The sequence below is a fragment of the Nocardia sp. NPDC056000 genome (assembly GCF_042269265.1).
Lineage (GTDB): Bacteria > Actinomycetota > Actinomycetes > Mycobacteriales > Mycobacteriaceae > Nocardia.
The window spans coordinates 77,449-96,967 of record NZ_JBHJXS010000011.1; the positions used below are offsets into that span (position 1 = coordinate 77,449).

Annotated in this window: 18 protein-coding genes; 10 read left to right on the forward strand and 8 right to left on the reverse strand. The window is 65.7% G+C overall.

The genetic code is table 11. The features are described 5' to 3' along the window. Positions 1-115 precede the first annotated feature (115 nt). From ACFC4D_RS29965 to ACFC4D_RS29975, 3 genes are all read right to left on the reverse strand, one after another. A complete protein-coding gene (locus ACFC4D_RS29965; RefSeq protein ID WP_376068321.1) occupies positions 116-1,603 on the reverse strand; it encodes a gamma-aminobutyraldehyde dehydrogenase in 1,488 nt (495 codons plus the stop codon). Between the two features lie 114 nt (positions 1,604-1,717). Further along, positions 1,718-3,079, reverse strand: a complete 1,362-nt coding sequence (locus ACFC4D_RS29970) for an aspartate aminotransferase family protein (protein WP_376068323.1) — start codon at positions 3,077-3,079, stop codon at positions 1,718-1,720. Positions 3,080-3,091: 12 nt separating this feature from the next. Further along, positions 3,092-4,582 (reverse strand): CoA-acylating methylmalonate-semialdehyde dehydrogenase, encoded by a 1,491-nt coding sequence (locus ACFC4D_RS29975; protein WP_376068325.1) that lies wholly within the window; start codon positions 4,580-4,582, stop codon positions 3,092-3,094. Positions 4,583-4,765: 183 nt separating this feature from the next. Between ACFC4D_RS29975 and ACFC4D_RS29980 the strand changes: the two genes are divergently transcribed. Together ACFC4D_RS29980 and ACFC4D_RS29985 are read left to right on the forward strand one after the other, a co-directional pair. Continuing rightward, positions 4,766-6,352: a PucR family transcriptional regulator gene (locus ACFC4D_RS29980; protein WP_376068327.1), complete on the forward strand. Its 1,587-nt coding sequence runs from the start codon at positions 4,766-4,768 to the stop codon at positions 6,350-6,352. Positions 6,353-6,419: 67 nt separating this feature from the next. Further along, positions 6,420-7,928 carry a DUF222 domain-containing protein gene (locus ACFC4D_RS29985; protein WP_376068329.1) on the forward strand — a complete coding sequence of 503 codons (1,509 nt, stop codon included), beginning with the start codon at positions 6,420-6,422 and terminating at the stop codon, positions 7,926-7,928. Between the two features lie 437 nt (positions 7,929-8,365). Here the strand turns inward: ACFC4D_RS29985 and ACFC4D_RS29990 are convergent, their stop codons facing one another. Next, complete coding sequence (locus ACFC4D_RS29990) at positions 8,366-9,208, reverse strand: hypothetical protein (RefSeq protein WP_376068330.1); 843 nt, start codon at positions 9,206-9,208, stop codon at positions 8,366-8,368. 189 nt (positions 9,209-9,397) lie between these two features. On the opposite strand from ACFC4D_RS29990, the gene ACFC4D_RS29995 reads away from it, so the two are divergent. The 4 genes from ACFC4D_RS29995 (at position 9,398) to ACFC4D_RS30010 (ending at position 12,986) form a co-directional block, all read left to right on the forward strand. Next, the gene (locus ACFC4D_RS29995) at positions 9,398-10,789 is read left to right on the forward strand and encodes a purine-cytosine permease family protein (protein ID WP_376068331.1); all 1,392 of its coding nucleotides are present in this window, start codon (positions 9,398-9,400) and stop codon (positions 10,787-10,789) included. 5 nt (positions 10,790-10,794) lie between these two features. Continuing rightward, positions 10,795-11,244, forward strand: coding sequence for a nucleoside deaminase (locus tag ACFC4D_RS30000; RefSeq protein WP_375954505.1), 450 nt, complete (start codon positions 10,795-10,797; stop codon positions 11,242-11,244). Then, a complete protein-coding gene (locus tag ACFC4D_RS30005; protein WP_376068333.1) occupies positions 11,241-12,200 on the forward strand; it encodes an isopenicillin N synthase family dioxygenase in 960 nt (319 codons plus the stop codon). The genes ACFC4D_RS30000 and ACFC4D_RS30005 overlap by 4 nt, the downstream gene beginning before the upstream one ends. Positions 12,201-12,308: 108 nt before the next feature. Continuing rightward, entirely contained in the window at positions 12,309-12,986 is a 678-nt protein-coding gene (locus ACFC4D_RS30010) for an NADPH-dependent F420 reductase (RefSeq protein ID WP_376068334.1), read from the forward strand. 9 nt (positions 12,987-12,995) lie between these two features. Here the strand turns inward: ACFC4D_RS30010 and ACFC4D_RS30015 are convergent, their stop codons facing one another. Next, entirely contained in the window at positions 12,996-13,472 is a 477-nt protein-coding gene (locus ACFC4D_RS30015; protein WP_375954502.1) for a nuclear transport factor 2 family protein, read from the reverse strand. 131 nt (positions 13,473-13,603) lie between these two features. Between ACFC4D_RS30015 and ACFC4D_RS30020 the strand changes: the two genes are divergently transcribed. Next, complete coding sequence (locus ACFC4D_RS30020; protein ID WP_376068336.1) at positions 13,604-14,677, forward strand: dihydrodipicolinate reductase; 1,074 nt, start codon at positions 13,604-13,606, stop codon at positions 14,675-14,677. Next, positions 14,674-15,165 carry a carboxymuconolactone decarboxylase family protein gene (locus tag ACFC4D_RS30025; protein WP_376068338.1) on the forward strand — a complete coding sequence of 164 codons (492 nt, stop codon included), beginning with the start codon at positions 14,674-14,676 and terminating at the stop codon, positions 15,163-15,165. The genes ACFC4D_RS30020 and ACFC4D_RS30025 overlap by 4 nt, the downstream gene beginning before the upstream one ends. A gap of 45 nt (positions 15,166-15,210) precedes the next feature. Here the strand turns inward: ACFC4D_RS30025 and ACFC4D_RS30030 are convergent, their stop codons facing one another. Further along, on the reverse strand, positions 15,211-15,534 hold the full coding sequence (locus tag ACFC4D_RS30030) for an alpha/beta fold hydrolase (protein WP_376068340.1): 324 nt from the start codon (positions 15,532-15,534) through the stop codon (positions 15,211-15,213). Between the two features lie 114 nt (positions 15,535-15,648). Next, the gene (locus tag ACFC4D_RS30035; RefSeq protein ID WP_376068341.1) at positions 15,649-16,023 is read right to left on the reverse strand and encodes a GIY-YIG nuclease family protein; all 375 of its coding nucleotides are present in this window, start codon (positions 16,021-16,023) and stop codon (positions 15,649-15,651) included. A gap of 74 nt (positions 16,024-16,097) precedes the next feature. Between ACFC4D_RS30035 and ACFC4D_RS30040 the strand changes: the two genes are divergently transcribed. Beyond that, a complete protein-coding gene (locus ACFC4D_RS30040) occupies positions 16,098-16,892 on the forward strand; it encodes a thioesterase family protein (RefSeq protein ID WP_376068343.1) in 795 nt (264 codons plus the stop codon). 11 nt (positions 16,893-16,903) lie between these two features. On the opposite strand, the gene yaaA is transcribed toward ACFC4D_RS30040, so the two are convergent. After that, positions 16,904-17,647, reverse strand: a complete 744-nt coding sequence (yaaA, locus tag ACFC4D_RS30045) for a peroxide stress protein YaaA (protein ID WP_375954496.1) — start codon at positions 17,645-17,647, stop codon at positions 16,904-16,906. Positions 17,648-17,705: 58 nt separating this feature from the next. On the opposite strand from yaaA, the gene ACFC4D_RS30050 reads away from it, so the two are divergent. Then, positions 17,706-19,463 carry a proline--tRNA ligase gene (locus ACFC4D_RS30050; RefSeq protein ID WP_376068344.1) on the forward strand — a complete coding sequence of 586 codons (1,758 nt, stop codon included), beginning with the start codon at positions 17,706-17,708 and terminating at the stop codon, positions 19,461-19,463. Positions 19,464-19,519 lie beyond the last annotated feature (56 nt).

Genomic DNA, 19,519 nt, shown 5'->3' on the forward strand with positions numbered 1-19,519 from the left:
CTGATTTAGTTGTGAGGCATGGAAATAGCTGCACAAGGCACGACTGTGAGGACGGACGCCGATGGGGTACATCGGCGGCCGCCCTCGGTGGGCGCTATTCGATTGGGGAAGTGTGCTATTCGGCCGTGAAGATCACGTCGTGCCACGGCTTGTGCGCGGCGGCGGTGATATCCGACATGACGTGTTTGATGTTGGTGTACTCGTCGAATGCGTACGCGGACATGTCTTTTCCGAATCCGGACGCCTTGTATCCGCCGTGCGGCATTTCGCTGATGATCGGAATGTGATCGTTGATCCACACGCATCCGGCCTGGATCTCCCGGCTCGCGCGTTGCGTGCGATACACATTCGTGGACCAGGCCGATGCGGCCAGGCCGTAGGCGGTGTCATTGGCGAGGGCGATGGCCTCGTCATCGGTATCGAACGGCAGCACCACCAGCACCGGTCCGAAGACCTCGTTCTGCACGATCTCCGAATCCTGTGCCACCCCGGTGATCAGGGTGGGCTCGTAATAGGAGCCGCCCGCCGCGGTGTGTTCGGGAATTCGCCCGCCGCGCACCACTTTCGCTCCGTATTCGCGGGCGCGATCGACCATGCCGATCACCTTGTCCCGATGCTGCATCGAAATCAGCGGTCCCAGATCGGTTTCGGGATCCTCCACCGGTCCGACGGTCACCTGATCCATGATTTCGGCTACCCGCGAGACGAATTCGTCGAACAGCGGCCGCTGTACATAGGCGCGGGTGGCGGCGGTGCAATCCTGGCCGACATTGATCAGCGAGCCCGCGACCGCGCCGCGCGCGGCACCTTCCAGATCGGCGTCGTCGAACACCACGAACGGCGCTTTACCGCCGAGTTCGAGATGCACCCGCTTCACCGATCCGGCCGCGGTGGCGGCCACCTGACGGCCCACCACGGTGGACCCGGTGAACGACACCATGGCCACCGCGGGATGCTCCACCAGCGCCTGACCCGCGATCGGCCCGACGCCGGTGAGCACATTGATCACCCCCGCCGGAACACCCGCCTCGGTCGCGATCTCCGCGAACAGCAGTGAGGTCAGCGGCGTCAATTCGGAAGGCTTGAGCACAATGGTGTTCCCGGCCGCGACGGCGGGCAGAATCTTCCACGCCGCCATCTGCAACGGGTAATTCCACGGCGATATGGAGCCGACCACCCCGATCGCCTCGCGGCGAATCGAGGAGGTGTGATCGGCGGAGTATTCGGCCGCCGCCTTCCCCTCCAGATTGCGGGCCGCCCCCGCGAAGAACGCGGTGTTGTCGATGGTGCCGGGTACATCGAATTCGGTGGCGAGCCGAATCGGCTTACCGGCATTACGACTTTCGACGGCGGCGAGCTCATCGGCCCGCTCGCGCAGCAGTCGCGCCCAGTTGTGCATGATGTCCGACCGCTCACCGGGGGTCATGCCCGACCAGTGCGGGAATGCCGCCCGTGCGGCCGCGACGGCGGCTTCCACATCGGCGATGCTCGCGCTCGCGCCGGACGCGATGATCTCGCCGGTGGCCGGGGCGATGACGGACAGCGGCTCACCCGACCCGGGTCGGCGGAGTCCGCCGATGAATTGCAGTTCCTGCGTACTCACTGCTCTCCTAGCTTGTGTCGGTGCACCGTAGCGACACCGTATGTTCGCTTTGTTACCGGTGGTTTGCCAGCGGCCTGTGCGGTATTCCGCACAGGCCGCCATAGCGAACGACTACTACAGGTGCGAATCCGCCACTGTCAGAGCCTGATCCAGGATCGCCAGCCCCTCCTTGGCCTCGGCCTCGGAAACGGTGCACGGCGGAACCACGTGGATGCGATTGAAATTCATGAACAGCAACAGTCCGGCGGCCTTGGCGGCGGCGATCGTCTCGGTCATGGCCGCACTGGTGCCGCCGTACGGCGCGAGCGGTTCCCGCGTCGCACGATCGCTCACCAATTCCAGCGCCCAGAACACCCCGAGCCCGCGCACCTCACCGATGCTCGGATGCCGCTCGGCCAGTTCCCGCAGCGCGGGACCGAGCACGTTCTCACCCATATGCGCGGCATTCTCGACAATGCCCTCATCGCGCATGGCGGTGATGGTCGCCACCGCCGCCGCCGTGGCGAGCGGATGTCCGGAGTAGGTGAGCCCACCCGGGTACGGGCGATCATCGAAGGTGGCCGCGATATGCGGTGCGATGGCGACGCCGCCGAGCGGGACATAACCCGAGTTGACGCCCTTGGCGAAGGTGATCAGATCCGGGACGACACCGAAATTGTCTATGGCGAACCACTTTCCGGTGCGCCCGAACCCCGCCATCACCTCATCGGCGATGAATACGATGCCGTACCGATCGCAGATCTCCCGCACGCCCGCCATATATCCCGGTGGCGGCACCATGATTCCGGCCGTACCCGGCACCGACTCCAGCACGATCGCCGCGATGGTGTTCGGCCCCTCGAACGCGATGGTCTGCTCGAGATGCTCCAGCGCCCGCTGCGACTCCTGCTCTTCGGAGTCGGCGTGGAACTGCGACCGATACAGGAACGGCCCGAAGAAATGCCCGATCCCACTGTTGCCGTGGTCATTCGGCCAGCGCCGCGGATCACCGGTGAGGTTGATCGCGGTCTCGGTGCCGCCGTGGTACGAGCGATACCGGGACAGCACCTTGTACCGCCCGGTGTGCAGCCGCGCCATCCGCACCGCGTGCTCCACGGCGTCCGCGCCGCCATTGGTGAAGAAGATGCGGTTCAGCTCGCCCGGGGTGCGCTCGGCGATCAGCCGGGCGGCCTCCGAGCGCGCGTCGTTCACATGTTGCGGTGCGATCGTGCACAGCTTGGCGGCCTGTTCCTGAATGGCCGCAACGACTTTCGGATGCTGATGCCCGATATTGGTGTTCACCAGCTGCGAGGAGAAATCCAGCAGCCGGTTGCCGTCGCCGTCCCACACATACGAACCCTGGGTGGCCGTGACGACCATCGGCTTCAGCTGCGCCTGCGCCGACCACGAATGGAATACATGTTTGCGATCGAGTTCATAAGCGCGCGCGGCCTGTTCACGTGCGTCCGCCTCGGAGAGGCCATTGGGAAGTGTCATCGCAACGTCCTGTCAGCTGTTCTGCGGGAAACCGAGATTCAGGCCGCCGTGGCTCGGGTCGAGCCAGCGTGAGGTGACGGCCTTGGTGCGGGTGAAGAAGTGCACGCCGTCGATGCCGTGCGCATGCGAATCGCCGAAGAGGGAGTTCTTCCAGCCTCCGAAACTGTAGTAGGCCATGGGCACCGGGATCGGGACGTTGATGCCGACCATGCCGACCTCGACCTCATTGTGGAAGCGCCGGGCCGCGCCGCCGTCATTGGTGAAGATGGCGGTGCCGTTGCCGTACTGGTTGGCATTGATGAGAGCCAATGCCTCGTCATAGGTTTCGACGCGCACGACCGAGAGCACCGGGCCGAAGATCTCATCGGTGTAGACGCTCATATCGGTGGTGACATGGTCGAGAATGGTGGGGCCGAGCCAGAATCCGGCGTCCTCGCCATCGACCTGCACGCCGCGACCGTCGAGTACCACCGTGGCTCCGGCGGTTTCGCCCGCCGCGACGTAACCGGCGACCTTATCGCGATGCGCCTCGGTGACCAGCGGGCCCATATCGGTGCCCCGGGTGCCGTCGCCGGTGCGAATGGTCTTGGCGCGCTGCGCGATCCGGGCCACCAGATCATCCGCGATCGGACCCACGGCGACCAGTGCGCTGATCGCCATGCACCGCTCACCGGCGGAACCGAAGCCCGCGTTCACGGCGGCGTCGGCAGCCAGATCCAGATCCGCGTCCGGCAGCACCACCATATGGTTCTTCGCCCCGCCGAGGGCCTGCACGCGCTTACCGTGCGCGGTGCCGCGCTCGTACACGTACTTGGCGATCGGGGTGGATCCGACGAATGAAACAGCCTTGATGGCAGGGTTTTCCAGCAGTTCGTCCACGGCGACCTTGTCACCCTGCACGACATTGAACACACCCGCGGGCAGTCCGGCTTCCTCCCAGAGCGCCGCGGTCCACAGCGCCGCCGACGGATCCTTCTCGGAAGGCTTGAGCACCACGGTGTTTCCGGCGGCGATGGCGACCGGGAAGAACCACATCGGCACCATGGCCGGGAAATTGAACGGCGAGATGATCGCGATCGGCCCGAGCGGCTGCCGGATGGAGAAGATATCCACCTTGGTCGACGCGTTCTCGGTGTATCCGCCCTTGAGCAGATGCGGTATGCCACAGGCGAATTCGACGACCTCCAGCCCGCGCGTCACCTCGCCCAGCGCATCGGCGAGCACCTTGCCGTGTTCGGCGGTGATGATCGCGGCCAGTTCGGTCTTGCGTTCGTTGAGTAGCTCGCGGAACCGGAACAGCACCTGGGTGCGCTTGGCCAGCGAGGCGTCCCGCCACTCCGGGAACGCGGCCGCGGCGGCGTCGACGACCGTGCGCACATCGGCGATATTGGCCAGGGCGACCTGTCCGGTCACCACCCCGGTCGCCGGATTGGTCACGGGCGCGGTGGCCTCGCTGGTGCCGGCAAAGGGCTTGCCGTCGAGCCAGTGCGCGATCGTCTGCATATCTCCTCGATTCCTGAATGTTCCGTATATGGAGATGGACCCGTCCCCGTCACCGGCATGACGGGAACGGGCCGCGGGAGGCGGGCGGGACTGCGGTGGCCCGAGTCCAACTCTGCACCATCGGAGCTATCCCGCGGGCCGACATTCTGTACGAATTCGAGGGTTGGGTATTACGATTCGTCGGTGCTCCTTTCTGTTGCTGACGTTCTGGCGATTCCGGTTGTGCGTGCGGGAGAGCCCGAGGTCATCGGCGGTGGATCGCTCGATCGTCCGGTGCGCTGGGTGCACGTCAGCGAATTGTCCGATATCGCGAAAGTGCTGGTCGGTCGGGAATTGATCCTCACCACCGGCCAGGCGCTATCCCTGGGCGACGAGGCCACCGTCGCCTACCTGGAATCCCTCGCCGCCGCGGGCGTCTCCGGACTGGTGATCGAACTCGGCACCTATGTGAAGGAACTGCCGCCCGTCGTCGCCGAAACCGCCGACCGGCTGCTACTGCCGGTCGTCGCCCTCGCGCAGGTGGTGCGCTTCGTCGAAGTCACCGAGGCGGTGCACCGCGTCATCGTCGCGGACCAGTACGCCGAACTCGAATTCGCGCGCACCGTGCACGAAACCTTCACCGCGCTGAGCGTGCGCCGCGCCGCACTCGCCGAAATCGTGAAAACCGCCGCGGGCATGCTGGACGCCTCGGTCGTATTGGAAGACCTCACCCATCGCGTACTCGCGTCCACAGCACGGCATACCGCCACTTCGACCCTGCTCGAGCACTGGGAGAACACCTCCCGCATGCTGCCCGACCATGACGCGAACGTGGTTCCGGTCGGCCCGCACACCCAGCGCTGGGGCCGACTCATCCTGCGCTCCAGCCGGGTTCCCAATGCCCGCGCGCGCATGGTGCTCGAACGCGCGGCCCAGACCCTGACCCTGCACCGCATGGTCGAACGCGATCGATTCGGCCTGCATCGGCAGGCGCAGACCGGATTCATCGACGATATGGTCACCGGCCGCCTCACCGATGAGAGCGACGCCCTAGCGGTGGCCGCTTCCCTCGGCCTGGCCCGCCGCTCCCGCTACATTCCGCTCTCCATCGACGTCGCCGCACCGATCGAAACCGATCCCGTTGCCCAGCAACGCCGTACGGCCGCCATCCTGGACGCGGCCATGCACGGCGTCGGCCTGGCCCGCGTCACCGCCCTCGCCGCCCCCGACCACGGCAATCGAGTCAGCATGATCCTCGCGATCTCGCGCACCGTCGACCTCGACGCCACCCTCACCGTGGTGTGCACCGGCATGCTCGGCGAGATCCGCCGCGTCTCCGGGGTGGAACGGGCGGTGATCGGCGTCGGCGTCGAATCGGATTCCCTCCTGGACACCGCCCGCGAACTCTCCCAAGCCTCCCACGTCGCGGAAGTCGCTCTCGCCCTTGGCTCTTCATCCACACGTCCCTACTACCGCAGCGGCGATGTCCGCCTGCGCGGCCTGCTCTCCCTGATCCGCGACGAGCCCGGCGTGCAACGCTTTGCCGAAACCGAACTGGGCGCACTGCTGCGCTACGACATCCGCCAGGCCACCGACCTCACCCGCACCCTGCGCCAATTCCTCGACCTCGCAGGCAATAAGACCGAATTGGCCAAGCGCCTCAACATAAGTCGGCCCACGCTGTACGACCGGCTCGCCCGTATCGAACGCATCCTCGATGTGGACCTGGACGACGGTGAGACCCGGACCTCGCTGCACGCGGCACTGCTGATTAGAGAGCTGCACGCGTAAGTGAAAACTTGCAGTTCAGAAGGGTTTTCGGGTGTTCTCGGGTGGTCTTGGTTGGTAGAATTAGAACATGGGTTCGATGGGGGTGGATGCGAGTGAGGTGGCGATCGGTCAATTGGCCGACGTGGTAGCCGCCCTGCTCGAAGTGCCCCTGGGGGATTTGAGTAACGACGGGGTCGTCGAGGCCATGCAGCGGGTGGAAAGCTGTGCGCGGCAGTTGGTTTGCGTGTCGCGGCGGTTGACCGTGGAGGCGGTCGAGCGCAAGCTGCCTGAGGCTTTGGGGCTGGGAACCATCAAGAAGTTCCTCAGCGATACGCTGCGGCTCTCCGGGCCGGATGCCGGAGCCCGTGCGCGGGCCACGATGATGCTGGGGACCTGGCACGATCTGCTGGGGAATCCGGTCCGGATTCCGCTGGGGATGGTGGCCGAAGCTCAAGTCGCGGGGGATATTTCGCCGGATCACGTGCGGGCCATCGAAGCGGTGATGAAGCGGATTCCCGATAGCTGCACTCCGGCCGATCGTGAAGCCGCACAGGATCAGCTCGTCACCTACGCGCGCACCGGCTGGCCCGAGGACATTCCCGCGGTCGGGGATCGCATTCTGGGATACCTGGATCCCGACGGCACACTTTCCGGGGATAAGGACCGTGCGCGGATGCGCGGGATTGTGCTCGGGCGTCAGCGGGCGGATGGGATGCGCACCATCAAAGGTGAGATCACCCCCGAGCTGTCGGCGCTGCTGGACCCGGTACTCGCCAAGCTTGCCCGGCCCGGTATGTGCAATCCGGATGACGCGGAAAGCCCCACCGCCGCAACATATGTCGATACAGAGGTGCTGCGGGCCGCTGCCGGGCGTGATTCACGCACCAGCGCTCAGCGCAACCATGACGCCTTCCTGGCGCTGCTGCAACCCGGTGTGACCCCCGATGGGTTGGGGTCGCACCGTGGGTTGCCGGTGACCACGATTCTGACCATGACGATCGATCAGGTCGAAGCAGCCGCCGGGGTGGTGACCACTGCTACCGGGGGCACCGTCCCGATCTCGACGGCACTCAAGCTCGCCGAACGATCCAAGCCGTATCTCGCGGTGTTCGATCACGCCGGGCTGCCACTGCACTTGGGCCGCGAGAAACGGCTGGCGACACCGGCACAACGTATGGCGTTGATAGCCTCCATTCGAGGCTGTTCACGCCCGGGATGCGATGCGCCCGCGTCGATTTCGGCGGTGCACCATGTCTCCGAATGGGTCAAGGGCGGTCCCACCGACTTGGCCAATGAAACGCTCGCATGCGATCGCTGCCATGCCTTGGTCCACGATGGGCCCGGCGGCTGGCAAACACGAGTCCTCGGCAAGGAATCGCCCTACGCGGGCCGCACGGCGTGGATCGCCCCTCGCCACCTCGACCACACCGGCACCCCGAAGGTGAACCACCGGCACCACGCAGGCGAGTTGCTCGCCCAGACCGTCGCGCGCATCACCGTCCGCAATGAACGCGAAGCCGAAGAGCGCCGGAAACGCTGGCAGCGCATGCACTCTCACGCCCCGGCCCCTACCGGGCTCCCAGCTGCTGCCGAGTAGGCATTTCCGTACCGTGGCCGAACCAACGGCACTCCACCCCGGACCGGCAACGTCACCTTCCGGTGAAACAACCGTGCTGGGCACGCCGCCTGCCGTACCCGGCTTTAGCTCCCCCATTGGGAGCCGCAATCTCCCGTCCCAGCCTGGCTGAAAGGTTCTGGTCCGGTCTAAAACCCAAAGCTCAAAACCTCTTCAAGTATTGGGTGCGCTGGAAGGTGAGATAGCCCCGTATCCGTCTGTCGCGTAACGCAACCACAGCCACCCAACCAGGCTGGAAGGGCGTATTCGCTCCCAACTGGTAAAGAAAATCGGGTACGCCCCCCAACCCAGCCCCACGGCCGGTTCTGGCTCTGCCAGCCGCTCCAAAGCAACCCTTCCCCATCCCGACCAAACACATGGGTCGGCCTCTGTCCGCCCGTACGAATCCAGGGCACCCCTCAGGCGGGATCCGCCCCCATCGGGTTCGGATAGGGAACCGCACCACTGCGCGCAACCGCCTTCGCAGCCGGTGTCAGTACAGCCAATGCGTCAGCAATGGCAGGCACGGACTCATATGCGGTCATGGCGAGAGCATCGGTACGAGATTCGATATGTGCGCGCAGCTCTCGCCCGGCGTCAGTCAGGCCGGTATCGGAGATCAGATCGCGCGATCGCAGGCGGGATTGAGCTGAGGCCCAATCGGATTCGGTCCAACCGCGATTGGCCTGCCACCAGTCCGCCGGGGTGCCGCTGTGGGTGGCGAACAGCACGTGCGCCTCGCATCCGTCGATGCCCTCGGCGAGCAGGCAGGCGACGTGGCCGTCGCCACGATGCTCACGCAGTGTCGTGGCCGCTTGCCAGAGTGCCTCGACGGGATCGGCGGGAGCGGGTAGATCGCGGTTGGCGGCGAAGAGCGCACGTCCCGGTGCGGCAGCTGATTCGATCGCGGCATGCAGTGTGGGAAGGGTTGTGGCGGCTACGGTTTCGATATCCGGCGTGATCGAACGCAATACCGAGGCGGCGGCGGTGCGGCGAGTCTTCAGCACGGCCTCGGGAGTCGCGAAGGTCCAGGCATCCGGAATGGCGCGTCGGATCATCGCCGGATGGAAGTTGTAGAACGTGGCCTCCACCAGATTCGGTCCCGCCGCGCCGAACGGGGCCGATCGGGTCGCGAAGTAGCCCATCCAAAATCCGCGCAGCCCAACGGCTTTATTGGCGGCTACGCACTCCGGGCTGAAGTAGGTGATCGCGTGCAGCGGTTCGAGTGTCCGCCACATGGTCCGCGCGAAGCTGCTGTCCATATCCATCCTTGACACTCCGTAAGTCTTCGGCGTTGAATTCTTGCCGATCGTAAGAACTGTGACGCAGGGCACATTATTGATAATCGCCGGTAACCCGGATTCATATTCAGGCAACACGCCCGACCCCACAATTCTCACAGGTCGGGCGAGCCCGACAGCGAACGTGGTGCTAGCTGGAGGCGAAAACGAGTGGCAGTGACCGATGAGGATCAAACCGCCTACGGCGACCGTGTCATAGCCGTCGAACCCGGCGGCGACGATTACATCCCCGACAGCGCCCGGCACGGCACTCCCCGAAAATTGTTCTGGACCTGGATGTCTCCGAATATGGAGTTCGCGACGATCTTCGTCGGGGTACTCGCGGTGACCTTCTACGGCATGAACTTCTGGCAGGCGAGCCTCGGTCTCGCGGTAGGCGTCGGTCTCGGCGCGATCGCGCACTATCTGCTGTCGGCGCGCGGACCGCTTTACGGCGTACCGCAAATGGTGCTGGGCCGCTTGGGATTCGGTTATCGCGGCAATGTGCTGCCCGCCGGATTCATGGCAATCATGTGCGGCGTGGGCTGGTTCGCCACCAATAGCGTGAGCGGGGCCTTCGCCTTGAACTCGCTGACCGGGCTGCCGAAACTGCCCTCATTGATCGTGATCGTGCTGGCGCAAACGGCTTTCGCGTTCTTCGGGCACAACCTGGTGCAGGCGTTCGAGCGAATCGCCTTCCCGCTCTTGGCGATCGTATTCGTCATTGTCACCGTGGTGATCTTCAGCAAGGCCGATCTGGGCGCGGCCGCCCCGGCCGGGGGAGTGGGCGGCATCGGCGGCTTCCTGCTCACCGTCGGCACCGCGTTCGGCTACGCCGCGGGCTGGAATCCCTACGCGGCTGACTACTCCCGGTATCTGCCGTCCTCGGTATCCAAGACCGCGACCGGGCTCTACGCCTCCGCTGGACTGTTCATCTCCTGCCTCTGGTTGACCATGGTCGGTGCGGCGTCGGCGACCGTGGCCACCACCGTGCAGGGCAGCCCCACCGATGTCTTCACCGCGAATCTGCCGTCGTTCCTGGCGAAATTGACGCTGCTCGCCATCGCGGTCGGTGCGGTGGCTGCCAATGCGTTGAATGTCTATTCGGGTGCCATGGCATTCGTGACCATGGGCTTCAAACTCCCGGTGCGCACCCAGCGGGCATTGGTCTCAGCCGTATTCGGACTCGTCGGCTTCCTGGTCGCCTGGTGGGCGCTGCCCGACGCGGCCGCCAACTATGAGGCGTTCCTGCTGATCGTCGCGTACTGGATCGGCCCGTGGCTGGGCATCGTCTTCGCTGATGAATATTTGCGCCGCGGTCAGCGCATCGACCATCTGCTCTACGACCGCGCCTATACGAATTGGCCCGGTGTGGCCGCCTTCCTGGCCGGTCTGGTCGTCTCGGTGCTGCTGTTCTCCAATCAGGCCAAATTCGTCGGCTATGTGGTGCGGCAGGTGCCCGAGCTGGGGGATATCACCTTCTTCATCGGATTCCTGATCTCCGGCGGCGCCTATCTGCTGTTCGGGCGCTCCAGGATTTCTCAGACTCCGGTGGCAGCATGATCGGCATGATCAACGCAAAGGAGCTGCTGATCGCGGCTGTCGACGAGGCGCGACTTGGGCTGGCCGAGGGCGGTATTCCGATCGGCGCGGCACTGTTCGACTCCGACGGCAATCTGCTCGGCCGGGGCCATAACCGGCGCGTGCAAGCCGGTGACCCCAGCCTGCACGCCGAAACCGACGCCTTCCGCAATGCCGGTCGCCGTCGCGACTACCGCGACACCATCATGGTCACCACGCTGTCGCCGTGCTGGTATTGCAGCGGTCTGGTGCGCCAGTTCAATATCGGTGCGGTTATCGTCGGGGAAGCCCGCACCTTCAACGGCGGCCACGAATGGCTTGCGGAGCACGGTGTTTCGATCACCGTGCTCGATGATCCGGACTGCGTGGACATGATGGAGAAGTTCATCAGGGACCGGCCCGAACTGTGGAACGAGGACATCGGAGTGGCCGAGTGAACGCCATCGCCACAGTCGACCTGGATCGCTGGCGACGCGGTGGCGCGGATGCCGCCCAAGTGCTGCGCGAGGTCGACGAGGGCATGCAGCGCGCCGGATTCCTGCTGGTGCGCGGACACGGTGTGCGGCAAGGACTTCCGGGTGAACTTCGGGCCGCCGCGCGCCGCTTCTTCGCACTCCCGGCCGAGGTGAAGCAGGGCTACGCCACTGCCGTCGGCGGGCGCGGCTGGATCGGCCCCGGTATGGAGGCCAACGGCTATGCCGAGGGCACCGAGACCCCGCCCGATCTCAAGGAGACCTTCGCCATCGGCGCGGACACCCGCACCGGCGACGCGGCGGTCGATTCGGTCTGGTTCCTCGACAATGTCTGGCCCGCCGAGATCACCGAACTGCGCGAGCTGTTCACCACCTACACCGATGCCATGCGCGTGCTCTCGGATGAGCTGCTCGCGCTCTTCGCCGCCGCACTCGACCTGCCGCACAACCCTTTTCAAGGCTTGGCGAGCCTGCCCACCTGGACCTGCAATATCAACTGGTATCCGCCGCTGACCCACGTCGGCGCTCCCGAACCCGGGCAGTTCCGCATCGGCCCGCACACCGATTTCGGCACCGTCACCGTGCTCGACCGTGAACCCGGTGCGGGCGGACTTCAGGTCTACACCGATGAAGGTGGCTGGGCCGACGCGCCTTTCGATCCGGACGCCCTCACCGTGAATATCGGTGACCTGCTGGCACATTGGAGCGGTCAGCGCTGGCCCGCCGGTCGGCATCGCGTCCTGCCCCCGCAGGCCACCGCGCCCGATGAGGATCTGGTCTCGCTCATCTACTTCTACGAGCTCGACCACGATGCGCGCGTCACGCCCCTGGCACCCCCGATCGGCCGCATCGGCGGACTCGAACCGGTGGTGTCCGCGGAATTCCTGCGCACCCGACTCGACGCCATCTCCCTCGGCTGAGACTTTCCGGCGAGTTCCCACGGCCGTCGTCCGGCGGCGGCCGTGGGGGCGAATCCTCCACCGCCCGGGGCGGGAACATCTTCCCAGCCGTGGGGGTTGGCCACAGACATGACGACGCTGGGACTTATCGGGAGCGGCAATATCGGCGGCACACTGGCCCGACTGGCCGTGGCCGCCGGAATAGACGTGGTGCTGAGCAATTCCCGGGGGCCCGAGACCTTGGCCGACCTGGTCGCCGAACTGGGCGAGCGGGCCAAGGCCGGAACGCCCGAGGAGGCCGCGGCGGCCGGGGATATCGTCGTGGTGACGGTACCGCTCAAGGCGTATCGCGAGGTGCCGTCCGATCCGCTGGTGGGCAAGGTCGTCATCGACACCAATAACTATTACCCGGACCGCGACGGCGAATTCCCGGACCTGGCGGCGGGCGTCGCCACCAGCAGTGAACTGCTGCAACGGCATCTGCCGCGCTCGCGAGTGGTCAAGGCGTTCAACAACATCTACTTCAAGCACCTGGCCGTACTCGGCCGCCCGGCCGATGCCCCCGATCGCACCACGCTGCCCATCGCGGGTGACGACTCCGAGGCGAAAGCCGCTGCGACGCAACTGATCAGCGCGCTCGGGTTCGACACCCTCGATATCGGCGGTGCGAGCGACAGCTGGCGCACCCAGCCCGATACCCCGGTGTACGGCGCTCCCTACTCGGCATCCGAGCCGTTCTGGGAGAGCGAGGCCGCCCCGGCCGATGCCGAGACGGTCCGCAAGGCGGTCGACGCCGCCGAGCGGTGAATGTCGCCGTCAGGCGGTGGTGGGGGCCCAGGCATTGGCCGTGATCTCGAATCCGGGCAGCGCCTCGGGTGCCATCTTGGCCTCGAAGATGCGCTTGTATCCGGTGCCCGAGATGCGCCATACGCCGTCTTCGAGGCGGTAGGTGTCGGTGTAGTACGCGGCGCCGCGAATCAGGAAGTTATACTCCGGCGCTATCACCGTATCCTCCAGAAGCCAACTGCCGGAGGCGGTCTCGCCGTCCACCGTGATCTCCGGGTGGGTGGCCACGTGCACGGTGATGATATTGCCGCTCAGCGCGCCCCGCATGTAGTCGACAACCGCGTCTCGACCGGTGAATTCGAGCGGCTGACCGCCCGAGGGTGAGCCGTACGAGGCCACGATGTCCTTGCTCAGGGTGTCGGCGAAATCATCCCAGAGCTTGAGATCCAGCGTCCGAAGGTAGCGGTGCTTGAGCGCCCGGATCTGCTCCATTGCAATCGAATCCATGATGAATTTGAACACAGCGCAACCGATCTCGCATCGGTCGATGCGCTGGAACAAACACCTGTCCCGGTGATCGGGAAACTGCTTGCTTCAAACCGCCTCCCTACCTACCAAGCGGTTGCTAGGCTCGCCGCATGATTTCCACCCTGGTCTGGGGCACCGGCAATGTCGGCCGGGCCGCGATACGCGCTGTCGCCGCGCATCCCGCGCTGAAACTCACCGGAGTGCTGGTGCACAACCCGGACAAAGTAGGCCGGGACGCGGGCGAACTAGCGGGACTCGACACCGAGCTGGGGGTGGCGGCCACCGACGACATCGCCGCCGCACTCGCCACCGGCCCCGGCGCGGTCGTGTACGCCGCCTCCGGCGAAATCCGGCCCGATGACGCACTCGCCGATATCGTGCAGGCCATTCGCGCCGGAGCCGTCGTGGTCACCCCCGCGCTGTATGCCCTCTACGACCAGCAGAACGCGCCTGCTGAAATGCGCGAACCCGTACTGAAAGCCATTGCGGAAGGCGGCGGTTCGCTGTTCGTCTCCGGTGTCGACCCGGGCTGGGGCAACGATGTGCTGCCCCTGCTGATCAGCGGCCTCGGCCACACCGTCGACGTGGTGCGCTGCCAGGAGATCTTCGACTACACCACCTACGACCAACCCGATTCGGTTCGCTACCTGGTCGGCATGGGCCAGCCCATGGACTACGACCCGCCCATGCTGATGGCCACCGTGCCTTCCATGGTGTGGGGCGGGCAGATTCGGCTCATCGCGCGCGGACTCGGCGTCGAGATCGAGGAAATCCGCGAGGTGGTGCACCGCCGCGCACTCGAGAGCACCGTCAGCACCGAACTGATGGGTGATTTCGAGGCGGGTACCCAGGGCGCGATCCGCTTCGAGGTGCAGGGCATCGTCGACGGCGAGCCCCGCATCGTCATCGAACACGTCACCCGCATCCACGCCTCCTGCGCCACCGACTGGCCCGCGCCGCACAGCGGAGCCGGCGCACACCGCGTCATCATCGAAGGCCGCCCGAATATCGAGGTCACCATTCAGGCCACCGATGAGGGCGGCAATCACTCGGCGGGCGGAAACGCCACCGCCGTAGGCAGATTGGTGCACGCCATCGACTGGCTCGTCACCGCCGAACCCGGGCTCTACGACGCCCTCGACATCCCCCTCCGCCCCGGCACCCTCGGAAGGAACCAACCATGATCATCGACATTCCCGAAGGCAAAGACCCCATCGGCTACGTATGGGGCGAAATGGTCCCCGGCATCGGCGTCGCCGCCGCGGCCTTCTCCCTCGCGGTCTACGAGCACACCACGCTCGGCCTGCGTGAATTCGAAGCCGCCCGCCTGCGCATCGCGCAGATCAACGGCTGCCTCTTCTGCCTGGACTGGCGCACCGACCGCAATGGCGAAAAGGTCGAAGAGTCCTTCGAAGAAGACGTAACCAACTGGCGCACAACGGAAAACTTCGACGACCGCACCCGCCTGGCCGCCGAATACGCCGAACGCTACGCCGAGGACCACCACAGCCTCGACGACGAATTCTGGCAGCGCATGTTCGCCCATTACTCCCAAGCCGAAGTAGTAGAACTCTCCATGTGCCTCGGTTCCTGGCTAGCCTTCGGCCGCCTGAACCACGTCCTCGGCCTGGACGCCGTCTGCGTCCTCCCGAGCCACGCCGCCGGAAAGTAATCACCGCCGGGTGTTGTCCGAGGTTGGCGGACAACACCTTCCGGTTCACCCGAGACCGGAGAGATAGCCCCGCAGCAGCGCGTTCACCTCCGCGGCATGCGTGATATTCACCCCGTGCGTAGCACCCGCGATCGTATGGAACTTCGCCGCACGCCCGAATTGCCCTGCCAGCCTTGCCATATCGTCATGACTCTCGGCCTGGTCGTGCTCCCCGCGAATCAATATCACCGACTGTTCGAGCTCTCCGATGGCCTCGGCCACCGACTCCCGCTCGATCAAACAGTCCGCGGCAAGCCGAATCCGGCCGCGATCGCCGTTGCACCACTTGTCGATCCACGGCCGCTGATCCTCCGGGCTCCCGCCGATCATCGTCTGCCCTCGGTCATACGCACATCGCCGAAGCATTGTGCAGCCAGCCGCTACTCGTCATCCCGGCAGGCCCTTTCGTCATCCCGGCATGCTTTTGGCCGGGATCCACACCCGCTACAACACCGACTGATACAGATCCACCCACCCCGGATTCATCTCCTCGATCAGCCGAATCTTCCAAGCCCGCCGCCATCGCTTCACTCGCTTCTCGCGAACAATCGCAGACCTCATGCATTCATGCGTCTCGAACCAGACGAGGTCGTGCACGCTGTACTCGTGGCAGAAGCCGTCGGTCTCGTCGTTCCGGTGCTGCCACACGCGTCCGGCTAGATCGCTTGTAACTCCGGTATACAGCGTGCCGAATCGCCCGCTGGCGAGTATGTAGACACACGGTTGCCGACTACGCATGTATGTCAGCGTGACGGGCAGTACTGACAAGTGTGGATCCCGGCCAAAAACATGCCGGGATGACGGGGGCTGGTGTGTCATGAGCTGCGGGCAACTTCGAGTAGTGTCCGGCCGCTGCCTTGTGTGGGCCGGGCTCGTCGTACGCTCGGATCACTATGGACGCCTTCTATCTTCCCGATGCGGAGCAGCCTGACGTCTTTCACTCCACCGATCACACGCGTGGGCCGTGGTCGCCGGAGGCGCAGCATGCCGGGCCGCCGTCGGCATTGCTCGGGCATGTGATCGAGCGGTGCGAGCCGCGGCAGGGGTTTCGGGTTGGGCGGGTTGCTGTGGAGATTCTCGGGCCGGTGCCGATTGTGCCGCTGATCGCGCGGGCGCGGGTGGTGCGGGCCGGGCGGAGTGTCGAATTGATCGAGGCCACACTGAGTTCGGAGCAGGGGCCGGTGTTGCGGGCCAATGCGTGGCGGCTGCGGGCGGCGGAGCCGGAGTTGGGTTTCCCGGCTGAGGTGCTGCCGACTGGAACCAGGCCCGGACCCGAGACTGCCGGGCGGAGTGTGCGATTCCCGTCGGATCAGCCGGTCGGATTTCATCGCGCCATTGAATATCGTTTCGTATCAGGCAGTTTCACCGAACCCGGGCCTGCCGTTTGCTGGATTCGACTGCGCCACCCCATCGTTGCGGGCACCGTGCCCAGCCCACTCGAGCGCGCCCTTGCCGCCGCCGATTCCGGCAATGGTGTCAGTGCCGTATTGGACTGGGACCGTTACCTTTTCATCAACACCGATCTGACGGTGACGCTGCATCGGGAACCGGTCGGCGAATGGGTCTGCCTGGACGCGGTCACCTATCCCGAGCGCACCGGCGTCGGCCTCGCCGAGTCGCGCATGTTCGACGAAAAGGGTCCGGTCGGTCGCGGTACGCAAACCCTGTTCCTCGGTCCGCGCGGCTGATCGACCGCGGGCTAGGTCAGCACGAGAAGTTCGGTGGGTGAGGCGATTTCGCATCGCAGGCCGAACTTCTCTGCCACGCGCGCCAGCCCGTTGATATCGGTCGGCTCGGCGCGCGAGAGCACCAGCGCCCGCGCGAGCAGCCCCTTGTGATGTTTGTTGAAGTGGCTCACCACGGTTCGACTGCCATCGGGCCGCTCGGTGAGGACCGTCGCGGTGACCGCACCGTGGACGCGCCCCAGGTTCTGATATGTCCCCGAGCGCAGATCCACCGTCAACTGCCCACCCGCCTCCTCGCGCAAAGCCTCCGGCAGCACCTGCTTCCACAGCGATTGCAGCGTAGGCAACCCCGGCAACTTCGACCCACCCGAAAGCCGATACGCCGGAATCGGATCCCCCGCCCGAATCACCCCGAACAACGCCGACCCGATCGCCAGCCGAGCATCCGCCTTGGCCCGCTGTGCCTTGGTGAACCCCGGCGCGTCCAGGGCGTCATAGAGCACGCCCGTGTACCGATCCAGCGCCGCACGGGTGGGGGAGCTGCGCAGGGCGGCATTGCGCGCGATTTCCGCGTCAGCCCCCTTACCCAGCCCGAGCGCACTGCGCGAGGCATCCGGATCCCCGGCCAACTGACTCAGCTCGGTCACCAACTTATCGCGCACCGCCGTGAGCTGCGGCATCGCAAGGGCATCCAGGTCCAGGGGACCGCCCGAACCACCGTCGGACTTGGTTTCTGAGGGAGGCAGCAGCACCAGCACGAGCCAACACGGTAATGCCTTGTGAGCATCTCGTACGCAGCGGCTAGTCTGTGGAGCCGTGATCACCCGCCTCTCCCACCTCTTCCTGCGCACCCTGCGCGACGATCCCGCCGACGCCGAGGTGCCCAGCCATAAGCTGCTGGTCCGTGCCGGATATGTGCGGCGCATTGCCCCGGGTGTGTACTCGTGGCTGCCGCTCGGGCTGCGCACGCTGCGCAAGATCGAGAATGTCGTTCGCGAGGAGATGGACGCCATCGGCGCCCAGGAGATCTCACTGCCGGCGCTGCTGCCGCGCGAACCGTACGAAGCCACCAACCGGTGGACCGAATACGGCGACGCGCTGTTCCGGCTCAAGGACCGCAAGGGGCAGGACTACCTGCTCGGACCCACCCACGAAGAGCTGTTCGCGCTCACCGTGAAGGGTGAATACAACTCGTACAAGGATCTGCCGGTCACGCTGTACCAGATCCAGAACAAGTACCGCGATGAAGGCCGTCCGCGCGCGGGCATCCTGCGCGGCCGCGAATTCATCATGAAGGATTCGTACTCGTTCGACCTCGACGAGGACGGGCTCAAGAACAGCTACAACGCGCACCGCGAGGCGTACCAGAAAATCTTCGAGCGCTTGGGCGTGTCGTACGTGATCGTGGCCGCCACCTCCGGCGCCATGGGCGGTTCCGCGTCCGAGGAATTCCTGGCCGACAGCCCCGTCGGCGAGGACACCTACGTGATCTGCCGCGAATCCGGTTATGCCGCAAACGTGGAAGCCGTGATCACCGCCGCACCGCCGGAGATCGCTCTCGAGGGTCTGGCCGAGGCCGTCGCGCACGAGACCCCCGGCACCCCCACCATCGCCACCCTGGTCGACTGGGCCAATGGCGCGGGCATCGCCGAACAGTTCGGCCGCCCCGTCACCGCCGCGGACACGCTAAAGAACGTGCTTGTGAAGCTGCGCTACCCGGACGGCAAGACCGAGATCGTCGGCGTCGGCGTCCCCGGCGACCGCGAGATCGACGAGAAGCGCCTCGGCGCGTCCGTCGAGCCCGCCGAGGTCGAACTCCTCGACGATGCCGACTTCAAGGCCAACCCCTTCCTGGTGAAGGGCTACATCGGCCCGAAGGCACTGCTGGCCAACGGTGTTCGCTACCTGGTCGATCCGCGCGTGGTCTCCGGCACCGCCTGGATCACCGGCGCGGACGAGTCGGGCAAGCATTACGTCGGTCTGGTCGCGGGCCGCGACTTCACCCCCGACGGCACCATCGAGGCCGCCGAAGTCCGCGACGGCGATCCCTCGCCCGACGGCCGCGGCGTCCTGGAGTCCGCGCGCGGTATCGAGATCGGCCACATCTTCCAGCTCGGCCAGAAGTACACCGACTCCTTCGAGGTCGATGTGCTCGGCGAGAACGGTAAGCCGGTCCGCCTCACCATGGGCTCCTACGGCGTCGGCGTCTCCCGCATGGTCGCCGTCATCGCCGAGCAGATGCACGATGACAAGGGCCTGCGCTGGCCCCGGTCCGTGGCCCCGTACGACGTGCACGTCGTCATCGCGAACAAGGACGACGCCGCCCGCGAAGGTGCGGAACAGGTTGTCGCCGAACTCAACTCGGCCGGTCTGGACGTGCTCTTCGACGACCGCAAGGCGTCCCCGGGCGTCAAGTTCAAGGATGCCGAACTCCTGGGCATGCCCCTGGTCGTGGTCATCGGCCGCGGCTGGTCCGAGGGCAAGCTGGAACTGCGCGACCGCTTCACCGGCGAGAGCGAAGAGTTCCCGGCCGAGACTGCCGTGGCGAGCATCATCGCCCGCGTGCGCGGCTGATCGGCGAATCACCCCGGCACACAACGCGAATCGAGCCGCGCACCTTCGGGTGCGCG

What these genes read in the sequence shown, in the direction of transcription:
- ACFC4D_RS29970 (WP_376068323.1), bottom strand. Translation starts at nt 3,079, where the DNA reads ATGACACTTCCCAATGGCCTCTCCGAGGCGGACGCACGTGAACAGGCC.
- ACFC4D_RS29975 (WP_376068325.1), bottom strand. Translation starts at nt 4,582, where the DNA reads ATGCAGACGATCGCGCACTGGCTCGACGGCAAGCCCTTTGCCGGCACC.
- ACFC4D_RS29985 (WP_376068329.1), top strand. Translation starts at nt 6,420, where the DNA reads ATGGGTTCGATGGGGGTGGATGCGAGTGAGGTGGCGATCGGTCAATTG.
- ACFC4D_RS29990 (WP_376068330.1), bottom strand. Translation starts at nt 9,208, where the DNA reads ATGGACAGCAGCTTCGCGCGGACCATGTGGCGGACACTCGAACCGCTG.
- ACFC4D_RS30000 (WP_375954505.1), top strand. Translation starts at nt 10,795, where the DNA reads ATGATCAACGCAAAGGAGCTGCTGATCGCGGCTGTCGACGAGGCGCGA.
- ACFC4D_RS30010 (WP_376068334.1), top strand. Translation starts at nt 12,309, where the DNA reads ATGACGACGCTGGGACTTATCGGGAGCGGCAATATCGGCGGCACACTG.
- ACFC4D_RS30015 (WP_375954502.1), bottom strand. Translation starts at nt 13,472, where the DNA reads ATGGATTCGATTGCAATGGAGCAGATCCGGGCGCTCAAGCACCGCTAC.
- ACFC4D_RS30020 (WP_376068336.1), top strand. Translation starts at nt 13,604, where the DNA reads ATGATTTCCACCCTGGTCTGGGGCACCGGCAATGTCGGCCGGGCCGCG.
- ACFC4D_RS30025 (WP_376068338.1), top strand. Translation starts at nt 14,674, where the DNA reads ATGATCATCGACATTCCCGAAGGCAAAGACCCCATCGGCTACGTATGG.
- ACFC4D_RS30030 (WP_376068340.1), bottom strand. Translation starts at nt 15,534, where the DNA reads ATGATCGGCGGGAGCCCGGAGGATCAGCGGCCGTGGATCGACAAGTGG.
- ACFC4D_RS30035 (WP_376068341.1), bottom strand. Translation starts at nt 16,023, where the DNA reads ATGACACACCAGCCCCCGTCATCCCGGCATGTTTTTGGCCGGGATCCA.
- ACFC4D_RS30040 (WP_376068343.1), top strand. Translation starts at nt 16,098, where the DNA reads ATGGACGCCTTCTATCTTCCCGATGCGGAGCAGCCTGACGTCTTTCAC.